This is a genomic window from Streptomyces sp. NPDC031379 (assembly GCF_055569615.1).
In genome coordinates, this window is record NZ_JBVIIT010000002.1 from 145,559 (window position 1) to 162,341 (window position 16,783).

Annotated in this window: 13 protein-coding genes; 6 read left to right on the forward strand and 7 right to left on the reverse strand. The window is 68.2% G+C overall.

Annotated elements, in window-relative coordinates; genetic code table 11:
- Positions 1 to 71 precede the first annotated feature (71 nt).
- From ACZ5CW_RS03465 to ACZ5CW_RS03480, 4 genes are all read left to right on the forward strand, one after another.
- The gene (locus ACZ5CW_RS03465) at positions 72 to 1,052 is read left to right on the forward strand and encodes an ABC transporter permease (RefSeq protein WP_468597967.1); all 981 of its coding nucleotides are present in this window, start codon (positions 72 to 74) and stop codon (positions 1,050 to 1,052) included.
- A gap of 71 nt (positions 1,053 to 1,123) precedes the next feature.
- On the forward strand, positions 1,124 to 2,161 hold the full coding sequence (locus ACZ5CW_RS03470; protein ID WP_468597968.1) for an ABC transporter ATP-binding protein: 1,038 nt from the start codon (positions 1,124 to 1,126) through the stop codon (positions 2,159 to 2,161).
- Between the two features lie 26 nt (positions 2,162 to 2,187).
- Positions 2,188 to 3,231, forward strand: a complete 1,044-nt coding sequence (locus ACZ5CW_RS03475) for an ABC transporter ATP-binding protein (RefSeq protein WP_468597969.1) — start codon at positions 2,188 to 2,190, stop codon at positions 3,229 to 3,231.
- A gap of 247 nt (positions 3,232 to 3,478) precedes the next feature.
- Positions 3,479 to 4,219, forward strand: coding sequence for a class I SAM-dependent methyltransferase (locus ACZ5CW_RS03480; RefSeq protein WP_468597971.1), 741 nt, complete (start codon positions 3,479 to 3,481; stop codon positions 4,217 to 4,219).
- Positions 4,220 to 4,226: 7 nt separating this feature from the next.
- On the opposite strand, the gene ACZ5CW_RS03485 is transcribed toward ACZ5CW_RS03480, so the two are convergent.
- From ACZ5CW_RS03485 to ACZ5CW_RS03515, 7 genes are all read right to left on the reverse strand, one after another.
- Entirely contained in the window at positions 4,227 to 5,348 is a 1,122-nt protein-coding gene (locus ACZ5CW_RS03485) for an ABC transporter ATP-binding protein (RefSeq protein ID WP_468597973.1), read from the reverse strand.
- A 22-nt stretch (positions 5,349 to 5,370) separates the two neighbouring features.
- On the reverse strand, positions 5,371 to 6,435 hold the full coding sequence (locus tag ACZ5CW_RS03490) for an ABC transporter ATP-binding protein (RefSeq protein ID WP_468597975.1): 1,065 nt from the start codon (positions 6,433 to 6,435) through the stop codon (positions 5,371 to 5,373).
- A gap of 10 nt (positions 6,436 to 6,445) precedes the next feature.
- Positions 6,446 to 7,426 (reverse strand): ABC transporter permease, encoded by a 981-nt coding sequence (locus ACZ5CW_RS03495; RefSeq protein ID WP_468597976.1) that lies wholly within the window; start codon positions 7,424 to 7,426, stop codon positions 6,446 to 6,448.
- Between the two features lie 86 nt (positions 7,427 to 7,512).
- Positions 7,513 to 9,321, reverse strand: coding sequence for an ABC transporter substrate-binding protein (locus ACZ5CW_RS03500; RefSeq protein ID WP_468597977.1), 1,809 nt, complete (start codon positions 9,319 to 9,321; stop codon positions 7,513 to 7,515).
- 124 nt (positions 9,322 to 9,445) lie between these two features.
- Positions 9,446 to 10,480: an ABC transporter permease gene (locus ACZ5CW_RS03505; protein ID WP_468597978.1), complete on the reverse strand. Its 1,035-nt coding sequence runs from the start codon at positions 10,478 to 10,480 to the stop codon at positions 9,446 to 9,448.
- Between the two features lie 565 nt (positions 10,481 to 11,045).
- Positions 11,046 to 12,953, reverse strand: a complete 1,908-nt coding sequence (typA, locus tag ACZ5CW_RS03510; protein WP_468597979.1) for a translational GTPase TypA — start codon at positions 12,951 to 12,953, stop codon at positions 11,046 to 11,048.
- Between the two features lie 175 nt (positions 12,954 to 13,128).
- On the reverse strand, positions 13,129 to 15,321 hold the full coding sequence (locus ACZ5CW_RS03515; RefSeq protein ID WP_468597980.1) for an ABC transporter family substrate-binding protein: 2,193 nt from the start codon (positions 15,319 to 15,321) through the stop codon (positions 13,129 to 13,131).
- Between the two features lie 315 nt (positions 15,322 to 15,636).
- Between ACZ5CW_RS03515 and ACZ5CW_RS03520 the strand changes: the two genes are divergently transcribed.
- Together ACZ5CW_RS03520 and ACZ5CW_RS03525 are read left to right on the forward strand one after the other, a co-directional pair.
- Positions 15,637 to 15,927 carry a hypothetical protein gene (locus ACZ5CW_RS03520; RefSeq protein ID WP_468597982.1) on the forward strand — a complete coding sequence of 97 codons (291 nt, stop codon included), beginning with the start codon at positions 15,637 to 15,639 and terminating at the stop codon, positions 15,925 to 15,927.
- Positions 15,928 to 15,954: 27 nt separating this feature from the next.
- Positions 15,955 to 16,776, forward strand: coding sequence for a hypothetical protein (locus ACZ5CW_RS03525; protein WP_468597983.1), 822 nt, complete (start codon positions 15,955 to 15,957; stop codon positions 16,774 to 16,776).
- The last annotated feature ends 7 nt before the right edge of the window (positions 16,777 to 16,783 follow it).

Here is a 16,783-nt window from a genome sequence, read left to right on the forward strand (position 1 = left end):
GGCCACGACCTGGCCGCCCCCTCCGCCCCCCTCACCCCGGCGACGGCGCCCCGTCCGGAAAGTCACGCCTAATGTTCCGCTTCCTTGTCCGCCGAGTCCTCGGCGCGGTGGTCATCCTGCTGATCATCAGCGCCGTCACCTTCTGGCTCTTCTACGCCGTTCCGCGTGACCCCGCCATGATGTCCTGCGGCAAGAACTGCACCAAGCCCATGCTTGAGCAGGTGCGGCACAACCTGGGCATCGACCACCCGATCCCCGTCCAGTACTGGTACTGGCTCAAGGGTCTCTTCGTCGGGCGGGACTACGCCGGCTTCGGTCACTGCAACGCGCCGTGCCTCGGCTACTCCTTCGCCAACCGCGAGCCCGTGCTCGGCACCATCCTGGACCGGCTGCCGCTCACCCTCTCGCTCGCCCTCGGCTCCGCCGTCGTCTTCCTGATCTTCGGCATCGGCGCCGGCATGATCGCCGCCGTCCGCCAGGGCAAGTGGCAGGACAAGGTGGCCAGCTCGGCGTCGCTGGTGGCCTCCTCGCTGCAGATCTACTTCATCGGCTACATCGCGATGTACTTCCTGGTCGCGAAGCTCGACATCCTGGACAACCCGTCGTACACGCCGCTCACCGAGAACCCGGGTGCCTGGGCTTCCGGTCTGCTGCTGCCCTGGCTGGTGCTGGCCCTGATCTGGACCGCCAACTACACCCGTATGACCCGGTCCCAGCTGGTCGAGACGCTCAGTGAGGACTACGTCCGCACGGCCCGGGCCAAGGGCCTGTCACGCCGCAACGTCTTCTTCCGGTTCGCCTGGCGTGGCGCGATGGGGCCGATCGTCACGATCTTCGGCATCGACCTCGCCACCCTCATCGGCGGCGCGATGATCACCGAGTACACCTTCAGCCTTCAGGGTGTGGGCCGCCTCGCCGTGGACTCCGTGGACAAGAGCGACCTGCCCATGCTGCTCGGCGTCACCATGCTGTCCGCCGGCGCCATCGTGTTCTTCAACATCATCGTCGACGCGGTCTACGCCCTCATCGACCCGCGGATCCGGCTCGCCTGACCTCCGCCCAGCCGTCCCTTCCCACCCGCCCCACCCGGCGACCCCTCGCATCACCCCCCAGGAGCGTCCCCGTGACGAGCACCGATCAGCAGCCGTTCCTCTCCATCAAGGACCTCAAGGTCCACTTCTCCACCGAGGACGGCATCGTCAAGGCCGTCGACGGACTCAGCTTCGATCTGGCCAAGGGCCAGACGCTCGGCATCGTGGGCGAGTCGGGCTCGGGCAAGTCCGTCACGAACCTGACGATCCTGGGCCTGCACGACCGTGACCGCACCGCCATCGAGGGCGAGATCCTCCTCGACGGCAAGGAGCTGCTCACCGCTTCCGAGAGGGAGCTGGAGCGGCTGCGCGGCAACAAGATGTCCATGATCTTCCAGGACGCGCTGGCCTCGCTGTCGCCGTATCACACCATCGGCACCCAGATCGGCGAGACCTACCGCAAGCACACGGGCTGCTCCAAGTCCGAGGCTCGCAAGCGCGCCGTCGAGATGCTGCGCCGGGTCGGCATCCCGCAGCCGGACATGCGGGTCGACGACTACCCGCACCAGTTCTCCGGCGGTATGCGCCAGCGCGCGATGATCGCGATGGCGCTGGTCTGCGACCCGGAACTGCTGATCGCGGACGAGCCGACGACGGCCCTGGACGTGACCGTCCAGGCGCAGATCATGGACCTGCTCAAGGACCTCCAGCAGGAGTTCGGCACCGCCATCATCTTCATCACCCACGACCTCGGCGTCATCGCCGACATCGCGGACGACGTGCTGGTGATGTACGGCGGCCGGTGCGTGGAGCGCGGCACCAAGCAGGAGGTGCTGCGCACCCCGCAGCACCCCTACACGCTGGGTCTGCTCAACTCCATGCCGAGCCTGCACGGGCCGGTGGACGTGCCGCTGACGCCGATCCCCGGTTCGCCGCCCTCGCTGCTCAACCCGCCGACCGGCTGCCGCTTCCACCCGCGGTGCGCCTTCGCCGAGAAGGTCGCGGGCGGGCTGTGCTCCACCGAGCGTCCGCCGCTCGAGGTGGTCGAGGGCCGCGGCTCCGCCTGCCACCTCACCTCGGAGCAGAAGCGGGAACTCTTCGCCGAATTCGCCGGAACCCAGCACCACTGACGGACACGAGACGGGACTTCACGATCATGAGCAACACGAACCCCCTCCTGGACGTCTCCGGGCTGACCAAGCACTTCCCGATCAAGGGCGGCTTCCCGATCCGGCGGACGGTCGGCGCCGTGCAGGCCGTGGACGGACTGGACTTCCAGGTGGCCGAGGGCGAGAGCCTGGGCCTGGTCGGTGAGTCGGGCTGCGGCAAGTCGACCACGGGCCGGCTGATCACGCGCCTGATGGAACCGACCGGCGGCAAGATCGTCTACCGCGGTCAGGACATCACGCACGCGGGCCGCAGGGACCTGGCGCCGATCCGCTCCGAGATCCAGATGATCTTCCAGGACCCGTACGCCTCGCTGAACCCGCGGCAGACGGTCGGCAAGATCATCTCGGGTCCGATGGAGATCAACGACATCAACCCGGCCGGCGGCCGGGAGAAGCGGGTCCGCGAACTCCTGGAGATCGTCGGTCTCAACCCCGAGCACTTCAACCGCTTCCCGCACGAGTTCTCCGGCGGCCAGCGCCAGCGCATCGGGGTCGCCCGCGCGCTCGCCCTGGAACCGAAGCTGATCGTCGCGGACGAGCCCGTCTCGGCCCTGGACGTCTCCATCCAGGCCCAGGTCGTGAACCTGCTCCAGAAGGTGCAGAACGAACTCGGCATCGCATTCGTGTTCATCGCGCACGACCTCGCGATCGTGCGGCACTTCTCACAGCGCGTGGCGGTCATGTATCTCGGTAAGATCGTCGAGATCGCCGACCGCGAGGACCTGTACGACAACCCGCGCCACCCCTACACGCGGGCCCTGCTGTCCGCCGTGCCCGAGGCCACGGTGGACGAGGAGCCGCGTGAGCGCATCCGCCTGACCGGCGATGTGCCCTCCCCGATCAACCCGCCCTCCGGCTGCCGCTTCCGTACCCGCTGCTGGAAGGCGACGGAGAAGTGCGCGACCGAGGCACCGCCGCTGGTGCAGGTGGAGGGCAACAAGCCCGGCCACCTGACGGCGTGCCACTACCCGGAGACGGCGGACACGGTTCCGGCACCGCGTCTCTCCAAGGACCCCGAGGCGGCGGCCTGACACACCCCTTTCCGTCAGCCGCCCCCTTGCGGAGCGGACCTTCTCGGCCCATTGACCCGAGCCCATGAACGTCCGGTCCAGGGGACGAAGGCCCGCGTCTTCCCAGACGCGGGCCTTCGTCGTGTCCGGACGCTCCGCTCGCTGCGCGCAAGGCCCCTGGGACGACGCGGAGTTGAGAGGTGAGAGTCCCACGTGAACTGAGCCGGAAACTGACGCGCCGTTCAGGATCGTGTGGCAGACTGCCGCGGTGGTAGACCACTCGTTCGCCGATCTCTCGCTCGCCTCGCTGTACGACACCCTCAACCCCTGGGGTCCGGGTGACGACTTCTACCTCGGTCTGGTGCTGGGGGCCCACTCGGTGCTGGACGTCGGCTGCGGCACCGGGCAGCTGCTGCGCCGGGCCCGGGCCGAGGGGCACCGGGGCCGGCTGATGGGGCTCGATCCGGCCGCCGCCATGCTCGTACAGGCGCGGCGGGAGAGCCCGGACGTCGAGTGGGTGCTCGGGGACACACGGGTGCGGCGGTGGGACCGGGAGTTCGATCTCGTCGTGATGACCGGGCACGCCTTCCAGGTGCTGGTCCGGGACGAGGAGATCCGCGTCTGTCTGCGGGCGGTCCGCGCGGCCCTCGGGGACGCGGGGCGGTTCGTGTTCGAGACCCGGAACCCGGGTGCCCGCGCCTGGGAGCGGTGGACGCCGGAGCGGGTGCACGAGGTCACCGGTGCCGACGGCACCCCGGTGCGGGTGTGGCACGAGGTGCAGGGCGACGGCCCGGACCGGGGCCTCGTCCGCTTCACGGAGAACTTCGAGGGCGACGGCTGGGCGGCCCCGCGGGTCAGCCACAGCGTCCTGCGCTTCCTCGACGCCGAGACGCTGGGGGGCTTCCTGACGGAGGCCGGCCTGGCCGTCGTCGAGCAGTACGGGGACTGGGGGCGGGGGCCGCTCACCCCCGCCAGCCCGGAGATCGTCACCGTGGCCCGGCGGGCCTGAGGACCTCCTACTCCGTCGCGTCCTCCTCCAGCGCCGCCAGCGCCGGGTCCAGCACGATGTCCTCGTCCCGGGCCTCGGTGGTCGGCTCCTCCGGGAAGTGGCACGCCGTCAGATGGCCGTCCCGGTTCCCGGAGATCCGGACCAGCGGCGGCTCCTCCGTCGCGCACCTGTCCTGCGCCTTCCAGCAGCGCGTGCGGAAACGGCAGCCGGAGGGCGGGGAGATGGGGGACGGTACGTCGCCGGCCAGGCGGATGCGCTCGCGTGCGGGCGCGCCGCCCTCCTCCAGGCTGACCTCGGGGACGGCCGACAGCAGCGCGTGGGTGTACGGGTGACGGGGGCGGGCGTAGATGGAGTCACGGTCACCCACCTCGATGATCTTGCCGAGGTACATGACGGCGACCCGCTGCGAGAAGTGCCGTACCACCGCCAGGTCGTGGGCGATGAAGAGGAAGGCGATGCCGAGTTCGTTCTGCACCTTCTGGAGCAGGTTCACGACCTGGGCCTGGATGGAGACGTCCAGGGCCGAGACCGGCTCGTCCGCCACGATCAGCTTCGGTTCCAGGGCGAGCGCGCGGGCGACCCCGATGCGCTGGCGCTGGCCGCCGGAGAACTCGTGCGGGAAGCGGTTGAAGTGCTCGGGGTTGAGACCGACGATCTCCAGGAGTTCGCGGACCCGCTTCTCCCGGCCGCCGGCCGGGTTGATGTCGTTGATCTCCATCGGACCCGAGATGATCTTGCCGACCGTCTGCCGCGGGTTCAGCGACGAGTACGGGTCCTGGAAGATCATCTGGATCTCGGAGCGGATCGGCGCCAGATCCTTGCGCGAGGCGTGGCTGATGTCCCGGCCTCGGTAGGTGACCGTGCCGCTCGTCGGTTCCATCAGCCGGGTGATCAGGCGGCCCGTGGTCGACTTGCCGCAGCCCGACTCACCGACCAGGCCGAAGCTCTCTCCGGCGTGCACGGTCAGGTCGATGCCGTCCACGGCCTGCACCGCGCCGATCGTCCGGCGGATCGGGAAGCCGCCCTTGACCGGGAAGTGCTTGGTCAGCCCCGAGACCTCCAGCAGCGGTTCCCCGCCCGCGCCGGCGCTCTTCTCGCGCGGGACCGGGAGGACCAGGTCCTCTTTCATGACGGTGTCCTCCTATGACGACCTAGCCCAGTCGGGGCTTGATCTCCTCGATGAAGATGGTCCGCTTCTGGTCGGCGGTGAGGTGGCAGGCCGCCGCCCGGTCCGGGGCCAGCGTCGGGCGCTCGTTCACACAGCGGCCCGTACCCTCCACCCGGTCCTGGAAGCCGCAGCGGGGGTGGAAGCGGCAGCCGGACGGCGGATTGAGCAGCGAGGGCGGCGATCCGGGGATCGGGGACAGCTGGGCTCCGAGATCGGAGTCGAGGCGCGGCATCGAGTTCAGCAGGCCCCAGGTGTACGGGTGCTGCGGCGAGCGCAGTACCTCGTCGACGGTGCCCCGCTCCACCGCGCCGCCCGCGTACATCACCATGATGTCGTCGGCCATGTCGGCGATCACCCCCAGGTCGTGGGTGATGAAGACGATGCCCGAGCCGAACTCCTGCTGCAGGTCCTTGAGCAGGTCCAGGATCTGCGCCTGGACGGTCACGTCCAGGGCCGTCGTCGGCTCGTCGGCGATCAGGAGGTCGGGGTCGCAGACCAGCGCCATGGCGATCATCGCGCGCTGACGCATACCGCCGGAGAACTGGTGCGGGTAGTCCTTGGCCCGCTCCCTGGGGTTCGGGATGCCGACCTTGCCCAGCATCTCCACCGCACGGTCCCAGGCGTCCCGCTTGGAGGCACCGGTGTGCTTCATGTACGGCTCGGCGATCTGGCGGCCGACGGTGTAGTAGGGGGAGAGCGCGGTGAGCGGGTCCTGGAAGATCATGGCGACCTTGTTGCCGCGCAGCTTCTCCAGCTCCGACTCCCGGGCCGTCGTCAGCTCCTGCCCGTCCAGCAGGATCTCGCCCTCGACCGTGGTGAACATCGGGTTGTGCAGGCCGAGAATGGTCAGGTTCGTCACCGACTTGCCCGAGCCGGACTCCCCCACGATGCCGAGCGTCCTGCCCCGCTCCAGGTCGAAGGAGAGCCCGTCCACGGCCCGTACGACGCCGTCCTCGGTCTTGAAGCTCACGTGCAGGTCCCGCACCGAGAGCAGGGGCCCGGTGCCGGCCGGGACCGGAGCGCCGGCTTCCTTGGTCACAGTGGTCACGACAGTGCTCCTAGGACAGCCGCACGCGCGGGTCGATGAAGGCGTACGCGGCGTCGACGATGATGTTGAACAGCAGGATCATGCTGGCGGCGAAGAGCATCACGCCGAGCAGCAGCGGAAGGTCGCTGAAGAAGACCGACTGGACGGCCAGTTGGCCGATGCCCGGCAGCGAGAACGTGTACTCGGTGATGATGGCGCCGCCGAGCAACGAGCCGAGGTCGATGCCGAAGATGGTGACGATCGGGATCAGCGACCCGCGCCAGGCGTAGCGGAAGAAGACGTACCGGCGGGACATGCCCTTGGCGCGGGCGGTACGGACGTGTTCCTCCTGGAGCTGTTCGATCATCGAGGACCGTGACATACGGGTGTACTGCGCCGCGAAGATCGTGGAGAGGACGACCCAGGGGATGATCAGGCCCGAGAACCAGGTGACCGGGTCCTGGGTGAACTCGGTGTAGGAGGGCTTGTCGAACCAGTGCGTCTGGTAGACGAGGATGGCCAGCGCGAGCGGGCCGAGGAAGTAGATCTGCAGGGAACTGATGACCATGGCGCCCGCGGTGGCCGTCTTGTCGATCAGCGTGCCGCGTCGCCAGGCGGCGAGCAGGCCGGTGCCGAGGCCGATGACGAGGAAGCACACGGCGGCACCGAGGGTGAGCGAGACGGTGGTGGGCAGGCGGTCCACCAGCGTGCCCCAGACCTGCTCGTTGGTGTGGTACGAGTAGCCGAAACACGGGGCCGGGCACGGGCCCTGGGCGAACTGGTCACTGCCCAGGACGAGATTGTGCAGGAAGATCCAGTACTGCTCGGGGATGGATTTGTCCAGGCCGAGCACATGGTGGATGTTCGCGATGCTGTCCGGGTTGCAGGTCTTGCCGCACATCAGCAACGCCGGGTCCCGGGGCACCCCGAAGAACAGCACGAACGTGACGATGCTCAGCAGGAACAGAATGACGACGGCACCGATGATCCGGCGGACGAGGAAGCGCAGCATGAAGGGCAGCTCTCAGACGTCGGCGGTCCGGGCGGTACCCGGCGCCTCCCTGGTGCGGGAGCGCGCCGGGTACCGGACGGGGACGGTTACTTGATGTAGAGGCGACGCGGGTCGATGCCGCCGAGCACGTCGTCGTAGACGAGCCCGCCGACCTTGGAGCCGGCGATCTGGGTCTGCTTGTAGTACGCGGTCGGGACGACGTTGACGCTGTCCTTCACGATGTACTGGTCCAGCTTCTCCCACTCGGCCGCGGACTTGACCGGGTCGGTGATCTTGTTGATCCGGTCGATGTCGCTGTTGATCTTCGGGTCGTTGATCTGCGAGTAGTTCTGGGCGCCGTCGGCGATCACGCGGCCGTCGTACAGCGGCGGGATCACGGTCGAGGCGGACGGCCAGTCGGCACCCCACGCGGTGTGGAAGATGTCGTAGTTGTTGTCCAGCTTGGAGACCTGGTCGTAGTAGGTCTCGGCCGGGATCTCCTGGCGCTGGACGTTGAAGCCGGCCTTCTTCAGGCCCGCCGCCATGGCGGTGGAGTACTGCTGGCCCTCGGGGGTGTTGATGTAGCCGAAGGTCAGCTTCATGTTGAGCTTGCCGGCCTTCTTCAGCAGTTCCTTGGCCTTGGCCGGGTCACCGGCGGGCTTCTTCTTCTTGCCCCACGGGTCGAACGCGGCGTCGTAGCCGGAGACGGTCGGGGAGATCAGACCGCCGGCGACCTCCATGGCGTCGGTGCCGCCGTAGGCGCGCACGAACGGGGTGACCGGCAGGGCGTAGGCGATGGCCTCGCGGATCGTCTTGTCCTGCAGGGCCTTGTGGCTCATGTTGATGTTCATCTGGCCCACGTACGGCTGGTAGCCGGAGACCGTGCGGGGCTTCATCTTCGGGTCACGCAGCACCTGGGACAGGTTGCCCGCGTCCACCTGGTTGTTGAAGCTGACGCCGGCCTGGTCCGCGCCGCTGTCGGCGAGGAGGGCCTTGGTGGAGGTCTCGTACTGCTGGTTGAACGTGATGTTGAACCGGTCCACGTACTGGTGGCGGATCGGGTCCGTCTTCGGGTCCCAGTTGGTGTTCTTGACCAGCACCATCGACTTGCCGGACTTGAACGACTGGATCTTGTACGGGCCGGTCACCACCGGAGCCTTGTCGTACCGCTCCTTGGTGTCGCCCTTCTCCGAGACGATCGCGTAGCCCGCCATCGCCAGCGCGTAGGGCAGGTCGGGGTGCGGGGTCTTGAAGTGGAAGACGACGGTCTTGTCGTCCGGCGTCTCCAGGACGGAGCCGGGCAGGTGCTTGCCCTTGTACGGGCCGTCCTTGAGGAGCTTGCGGTACTCCGTGCCCGGCTTGTCGGCCAGCCACTGCTGGAGGTAGGTGGGACCCTGGTTGATGAACGACGCGAAGAGGCGCTCGACGCTGTGCCGGACGTCCTTGGACGTGATCGGGGAACCGTCCTGGAACTTGATGCCGTCCTTGAGCGTGTACTTCCAGGTCTTGCCGCCGTCGGTGGTGGTGCCCGAGTCGGTGGCGAGGTCGCCGACCACCTCGTGCTTGCTGCCGTCGTTGCTCGTGGCCTTGTATCCCGTCAGGCCGCGGTGGAGCAGCGAGGCGAGCGAGCCCTCGTCGGAGACGTAGATCTGCGCCGGGTCGAGGTGGGCGTAGCTGTCGCGCTGCAGAACCTCCATCGTGCCGCCGGGCTTGGCGCCGGGCACGTCCGCGGCCGGGCCCGTGGAGGCCGCCGCGTCGCCGAACTTGATGGACGCCTGCTGACGCTGGGCGTTCTCCTTGTCCTTCTTGCCGTCGCTGCCGCCGTCGCTGCCGCCCTTGCTGCAACCGGTGAGCACAAGAGCTCCGGCCGCGAGCACGGAGAGTGCGCCGTATGCGTGGCGTCCGCCCCTACTCATCACGAAGATTCCCACCCATCTGTGTGTCACCAGTGCGTTCTGTGTGTCACCAGTGCGAAAAGAACTGCTGGAAGTGCAGTGAGATACAGCGGAACTGACGTTCCGTGTGGTTGAGGTGCCGAGGTCAGCGCGCGGTCTTGGGATCGAATGCGTCTCTGACCGAGTCCCCGAGCAGGTTGAACGCGACGACGAAGATGATCATCGAAATGCCGGGGAAGAACATGTAGGTGATGTCGTTCTGCATCACCAGTTCGGTGGACGCCTTGGAGAACATCTGCCCCCAGTCCGGCGTCGGTTCGACGATGCCCACGCCCAGGTAGGACAGACCTGCCTCGGCGGTCACGAAACCGGGCAGCAGGTACGTCGACTGCACCAGCAGCGGGGTGACGATGTTCGGCAGGATCTCCTTGCGGATGATCCGCCACGGCGAGGCCCCGCTGACCTTGGCCGCCTCGATGAACTCCCGTTCACGCAGGGCGAGTGCGGTGCCGCGCAGGATGCGGCCGAGCCCCATCCAGCCCAGGAACCACTGCACAAGGATCAGCGCCACCACCCGGACGTATGTGGGCGTCTCGTCACGCGGGCTGACGAACAGGGAGACCACGACCGGCATGCTGGCGATGAAGAACAGCTGCGCCGGAAAGGCGAGCAGGAAGTCGATGACCCGGCCGATGAAATAGTCCGTCTTGCCGCCGATGTAGCCGGCGGTGACGCCGAGCAGGATGCCGGTCACGACGACCGCGACGGTCACGGCCACCGAGATCATCAGCGAGGTGCGGATGCCGTAGACCAGCTTGGTGAAGACGTCGTAGCCGTTGCCGGGTTCGAGGCCGAACCAGAACTCGCCGCTGATGCCGCCGTTGGGCTGCACCGGCACGCCGGCACTGTCGAACAGCTCCGGACGCTCGTCCGCGTAGACCGTGTACGGGTCCTTGCCGTACAGCTTGGAGATCAGCGGGGCGAGCAGGCCGACCAGGAAGAAGAAGCCCACGACGTAGGCCGAGATCACGCCGGTGCGGTCGCGCTTGAAACGCATCCACATCAGCTGGCCGGGGGACCGGCCTTCGAGCATGACGGCTTCGCTCTTCGCCTCCGGCCCTGGTTCGCCGTCGACGACGACCGAAGTCCCGCCGCCCTCAATGTCGATAGGACTTGTCACGGTTCGTCCGTTTCACAGGTATGAGTGTGAGAGGTGTCCGGGTACTCCGAGAACGCGCGAAACCCGCAGTCGGACGCGCGTAGTTCTACAGCCGAATCACACCGCTGGAAATGACGAACTGGCCCGCTTGGTGTTTGTGACACCGCGCATGGGGGTTCCTCCTCATGACTTCACGTGTTCACCAACAGGAGAGGGTTACCGTCTTCCCTCCGACACCCCTGACGGAGGGTCAGACACCCCCTGGTGCTCGTGAGTCGGCGCTGTCCCCACAGCGCGAGACCCATTGACCCGAGCGCTACGCGGCTAACTATCTGCCATGAGCCAGGTGGCGACCACTGTCTTTAAATCTCAATTCAGTCACAGCTGTCGTGTAGAACTTCCAAAAACTGGACAAACTGTTCGACGGGAGAAGGCCGCGAAACGGACGTGTTACATGGCTATCGGTCGAGGATCTCCGCATTTCGGACACCGGGTGCGGCTTGTCGATCTACGGCCGCCGGAAAACGGGTTGCAAAAAGCCCGGGTCCCCCCATCCTGGGGGGACCCGGGCTCAAGTGTCCTTGGATCAGCCGTGCTTGGCGCGGCTCGCGGCGCGGGCCCGCTCACGCTGGTCGAGGTTGACCTTGCGGATGCGAACGGCCTCCGGGGTCACCTCGACGCACTCGTCGTCGCGGCAGAACTCCAGCGACTGCTCCAGGGAGAGCTTGCGCGGCGGCACGATCGCCTCGAAGGAGTCGGCCGAGGACGACCGCATGTTCGTGAGCTTCTTCTCCTTGGTGATGTTCACGTCCATGTCGTCGGAGCGCGAGTTCTCACCGACGATCATGCCCTCGTACACCTCGGTGCCCGGCTCGGTGAAGAGCACGCCGCGCTCCTGGAGGTTCGTCATCGCGAAGGCGGTGACGGCGCCGGAGCGGTCAGCGACCAGCGAGCCGTTGTTACGGGTCTGCAGGGTGCCGAACCAGGGCTCGAAGCCCTCGTGGATGGAGTGACCGATACCGGTGCCGCGGGTCTGGGTCAGGAACTCCGTCCGGAACCCGATGAGACCGCGCGAGGGCACCACGAACTCCATGCGCACCCAGCCGGAGCCGTGGTTGGACATGTTGTCCATCCGGCCCTTGCGGACACCCATGAGCTGCGTGACCGCGCCCATGTGCTCCTCGGGCACGTCGATCGTCATGCGCTCGACCGGCTCGTACGTCTTGCCGTCGACGTCCTTGGTGACGACCTGGGGCTTGCCGATGGTCAGCTCGAAGCCCTCGCGGCGCATCTGCTCGACCAGGATGGCGAGCGCCAGCTCACCACGGCCCTGGACCTCCCAGGCGTCGGGACGCTCGGTGTCGAGAACGCGCAGCGAGACGTTACCGATCAGCTCGCGGTCGAGGCGGTCCTTGACCTGGCGGGCGGTGACCTTGCGGTCCTTGACGGCCGACTTCGCGTCGGCGCCCTTGCCGGTGCCGCCGCGGCCGACCAGCGGCGAGGTGTTGGTGCCGATGACCATGGAGATCGCGGGCTCGTCGACCGTGATCAGCGGCAGCGGGACCGGGTTCTCCGTGTCGGCCAGGGTCTCGCCGATCATGATGTCCGGGATACCGGCGACGGCGCAGATGTCACCCGGGCCGGCCACCTCGGCGGGCTTGCGGGTGAGCGCCTCGGTCATCATCAGCTCGGAGATACGGACGTTGCTGACGGTGCCGTCACGCTTGATCCAGGCGACCGTCTGGCCCTTGCGCAGCTCGCCCTGCTCGACGCGGAGCAGCGCGATACGGCCGAGGAAGTTGTCGGCGTCCAGGTTGGTGACGTGGGCCTGCAGCGGGGCGGCCTCGTCGTAGGTCGGGGCCGGGATGTGCTCCAGGATCGTGGAGAAGAACGGCTCCAGGCTGTTCGAGTCGGCCGGGACCGTGCCGTCCTCCGGCTTGGTCAGCGACGCGATGCCGTCACGGCCGCACGCGTAGACGATCGGGAACTCGATCTGCTCCTCGTCCGCGTCCAGGTCGAGGAAGAGGTCGTAGGTCTCGTTGACGACCTCGTCGATCCGGGAGTCGGGCCGGTCCGTCTTGTTGATGCACAGGATGACGGGCAGGCGCTGCTGGAGGGCCTTGCGCAGCACGAAACGGGTCTGCGGCAGAGGGCCCTCGGAGGCGTCGACGAGCAGCACGACACCGTCGACCATCGACAGACCGCGCTCGACCTCACCGCCGAAGTCGGCGTGGCCGGGGGTGTCGATGATGTTGATCGTGATGACCTCCCCGCCGTCCTTGGGGTGGTACTTCACCGCCGTGTTCTTGGCGAGGATCGTGATGCCCTTCTCACGCTCCAGGTCGTTCGAGTCCATGACCCGGTCGTCGACCTGGTCGAGCTGGTGAGCGGCGAACGCGCCGGCCTGCTTGAGCATGCCGTCGACGATGGTGGTCTTGCCATGGTCGACGTGAGCGACGATGGCGACGTTGCGGATGTCGTGGCGCGTGGCCATAGTGCGGCGAACTCCCGGGGTGTGAGGAATGCCCTGCGCGTACGTCTGTGTTGCGCGGGCCCTGCCGGGCTGGACACGCCACGGCCTCACCCCATGGTACGTGTCCGCCGCCGCTGGGGCTCGCCGGGATACGTCGGCGCAGTACAGACCGCCTTTCACGCCCCCGGCGAGGCGGCTACTTCGTCGGGCTGGCCGTGACCTTCGCCCCCTTCTTCGAAAAGCCCATGTCCTCGTAGACCGGCGTCTGGAAACCGAACGCGCCGGCGTTGACCAGAGTCTTCCGCGCTCCCACCAGCTGAGGCCGCTGATAGAGCGGGATCGAGCCCGCCGTCGCCCAGATCCGCGCGTCGGCCTTGCGGATCAGCGAACGCGCCTCGTCCTCGTCCAGCGTCGCCGCCGCCTCGTCGAAGAGCTGGTCGACCTGGTCCGTACCGACCCGGGTGTAGTTCTGCTCGATGTTCACCGAGCCGTCGGCGGCCGGCACCGGCTTGGCGTAGATGGGCCGGGCGTCGGTCGCGGGGAAGGCGGAGGACGGCCAGGAGTAGAGGGCGAGGTCGTAGTCGCCGGAGGCGATGTGGTCCTTGAAGTAGCTCTCGTCCGAGACCTTGGTGATCGTCGTCCGGATGCCGACCCGTTCCAGCATCGCCGTGATCCGCTCGGCCACCGTGTTCAGGGTGTCGGAGCCGGGGCCCGCGGGCAGCACGAAGTCGAGTGCGAGCGGCTTGCCGTTCTTGGCGAGCAGTCCGGCCGGCACGGCGGCCGGGGCGGCCGTGCCCTTGGGGGCGTACGCGCCGGGCGCGCCGCCGTGCTTGCCCTCCTGCGCGAGGTGCCGGCCGCCCTCCTCGCCCTCCCGCCGGCCCTCGGCGGACTCCCGCTGCTTGCCCTTGTCCTCCCCGCTGCTGTCCTCGCCGCTCTTGTCGTCCTCCCCGACGATGTACTCGCCGTCGCTGCCTCCCTCGGACTCGTCCTCCTGGCGGCTCTTCCCGCTCTCGGGGCCGGCCGCCTTCTCCTTCTTCTTCGGCTCCTTGACGGGGCCGCCGGGCACCCAGCCGGCGTCGGCGAGCAGCGCCTGCGCCTCCTTGGTGTCCTGACCGCCGACGGCGCCGCTGTTGTCGGCGTAGGCGGTCTGCCCGGACAGGGCGAGGTGGCTGCCGACCGGGACGGCGGGCAGGCCCAGCGGGGTGAGGACGAGCTTGGCCAGTTCCTCGCGGTCCAGGGCGCGGGCGACGGCCCGCCGGACCCGTTCGTCGGCGAGGGGGCCCCCGGAGCCGTTGAGGGCGAGCTGGGTGTAGGCGGGCTCCAGGGACCTGCGGACGTCGAAGGCGCGCAGGGCCTGCTGCTGCTCCAGGTACTCGGTGATGCTCTTGCGCAGCTTCTTCCTGCCGGCCTTCACCTCGTCGGAGTCGAAGCCGTGCGCGAGCGCCCAGGAGCGCAGCTTCTTCACGGAGGTCTTCCCGCCGCCCTGCAGCGGGGTCCCGGTGCCCTTCTGGCGGGCGGCGAGGCCGATCCGCTGGGCGTCGGTGGCGTCGATGTCGGCGAGGTCCACGCTGCCGTCGGCGAGCGCGGCGGCCCGCTTGTCCCGGGGCACGGCGTGCAGCACGATCTGGTCGAGTTTCGCGGGCTTGCCCCACCAGCGCGCGTTGCGGGTGAGGACGACGTCCTTCGCGGCGGTGTCGACCTTCGCCAGCTTGAAGGGGCCGGCGGTGACCTTCAGCTTGCGGCGGGCGCCGTCGTTGAAGGCGTCCGGGGTGCCCATGACGTCCTTCGGGTACAGCGGGGAGAACAGCGATCTCCAGTCGGCGTAGGGACGGGAGAAGGTGACCCGGACCTGGAGGTCGTTGGCGCCCCGCTCGATCTTGGCGATGCGGTCGTAGCCGGCGTTGCGGGCGGTCCAGTAGGCGCTGTCCTTGCCGGACAGGGCGCGCCACTGGGCCGCGAAGTCGGCGGCGCCGATCTCCCGGCCGTCGCTCCACACGGCCTGCTGGTTCAGCTTGTACAGCACGACCTGGCGCGGCTCGGTCTCGATGACCTTGGCCGACTCCAGGTAGGCGGGATTCGCCACCGGGCGGCCGTTCGCGTCGAGCCGGAACATCGACGGCAGCACGGCCTGGGCGACCCGGGTGGTACCGGCGTCGGCGTCGGCCTGGAAGGTGTTCAGGGTCTCCGGTACGGCGTCCACGGCCCACTTCAGGGTGCCGCCGTCGGCGACCTGGTCACGGGCGACGAGCGCGATGTCCTGGGGCGCGAGCGGCTTGCTGGCCTCCTCCTCGGAGCCGCACCCGGCGAGGAGGGGCACCGCGAGCGCCCCCGCGGTGAGGAGGGCGACCGAGCGCATGACCGCGCGCGGGCCGACGCCGTAGTAGGACATCTCTGCTACCTCCGGGAAGCCGCGGGCCTTATGCTCACATTTGTCGGCATATGGAGCTGATCACTTTTGGCGGTATATGGAGCTGATCAGATCTATGCGGCCACTGAAGAGGAAAGGATCCGGCAACAGCGGGCGACACGGCGGCGACGGGCGGTAACCCCACCCGGGCGGCGCAACAGATCCGGAGATGCACCCGTGCGCCTCCGCCAATCGCTGCACATGCCTTCACACCGGCACGTGTGGCGCGCAACACTCCAAGGCGCATGAACGTTGCCGCCCAGGTCCCGCCGGACCCATGGAAGTGAGGGGCAAGTCATGACCGTGCACGACGACATCACCTCCGTCCAGCGCTCCCTCGACGATCTGTACCGGTCGTTGGGACGCCTGGAGAACCATCTCGGCAGCGGCGGCCTGGAGATGCGCCGGGTCCGGCTGGACGCCGAGCATCTGCGCGAGAGCGTGGCGCTGCTGCGGGAGGCGGCGGCCGCCCCGGACGCCTCGCGCCGCCCCGACCTCGTCACCATCTCCGACACGCCCTACGACATCAGCCTGTGGACGGACACGGACGACGAGGGCCTGGGCGCCCGCGACCGCCGCGCCCCCTGACACCCCCGAAACCGACCGGAGTCCCCCTTGGCTACTGGTACGGAACCCCAACAGAACAGCGGCGGCGTACGCACCGGTACGCGCGCCGCGATCGCCGCACCGCATCTGCGGACCGACCGCTGGTGGCTGGCGCCCGCCGTCACCGCGGCCGGTCTGTTCGCCTTCGTCGTCTACTCGACCTGGCGGGCCTTCGCGAACGCGGACTACTACGCGGCGCCGTACGTCTCGCCGTTCTACTCGCCGTGCCTGGCGGAGAACTGCGACACCATGCGCGCCGGGCCGAACGCCGATCTCTTCGGGAGCTGGTGGGCCGTCTCCCCGGCGATCATCATCCTGATCTTCCCGCTCGGCTTCCGGCTGACCTGCTACTACTACCGCAAGGCGTACTACCGCAGCTTCTGGGCGTCCCCGCCCGCCTGCGCGGTGGCCGAGCCGCACAAGAAGTACACCGGTGAGACCCGCTTCCCGCTCATCCTGCAGAACGTCCACCGGTACTTCTTCTACACCGCGCTGCTGGTCGCCGGCGTGCTGACCTACGACACGGTGCTGGCCTTCCGGGACACGCACTACCGCTGGGGCCACATGGGCCTCGGCACCCTGGTCTTCCTGGTCAACATCGTGCTGATCTGGGCGTACACGCTCTCCTGCCACTCCTGCCGGCACATCGTCGGCGGCAAGCTCAAGCACTTCTCCAAGCACCCCGTGCGCTACCGGACGTGGCAGTTCATCGGGAAGCTCAACGCCCGGCACATGCTGCTCGCCTGGACGTCCCTGATCAGCGTGGCGCTCGCCGACTTCTACGTCTATCTGGTCGCGTCCGGGGTCTTCGACGATCCGCGCTTCTTCTAGAGATTCC

Bases quoted from the DNA above. Each gene is read 5' to 3' on its own strand.
- ACZ5CW_RS03515 (WP_468597980.1), bottom strand. From the start codon at position 15,321: ATGTCCTACTACGGCGTCGGCCCGCGCGCGGTCATGCGCTCGGTCGCC.
- ACZ5CW_RS03485 (WP_468597973.1), bottom strand. From the start codon at position 5,348: ATGAAAGAGGACCTGGTCCTCCCGGTCCCGCGCGAGAAGAGCGCCGGC.
- ACZ5CW_RS03465 (WP_468597967.1), top strand. From the start codon at position 72: ATGTTCCGCTTCCTTGTCCGCCGAGTCCTCGGCGCGGTGGTCATCCTG.
- ACZ5CW_RS03500 (WP_468597977.1), bottom strand. From the start codon at position 9,321: ATGAGTAGGGGCGGACGCCACGCATACGGCGCACTCTCCGTGCTCGCG.
- ACZ5CW_RS03520 (WP_468597982.1), top strand. From the start codon at position 15,637: ATGACCGTGCACGACGACATCACCTCCGTCCAGCGCTCCCTCGACGAT.
- ACZ5CW_RS03475 (WP_468597969.1), top strand. From the start codon at position 2,188: ATGAGCAACACGAACCCCCTCCTGGACGTCTCCGGGCTGACCAAGCAC.
- ACZ5CW_RS03495 (WP_468597976.1), bottom strand. From the start codon at position 7,426: ATGCTGCGCTTCCTCGTCCGCCGGATCATCGGTGCCGTCGTCATTCTG.
- typA (WP_468597979.1), bottom strand. From the start codon at position 12,953: ATGGCCACGCGCCACGACATCCGCAACGTCGCCATCGTCGCTCACGTC.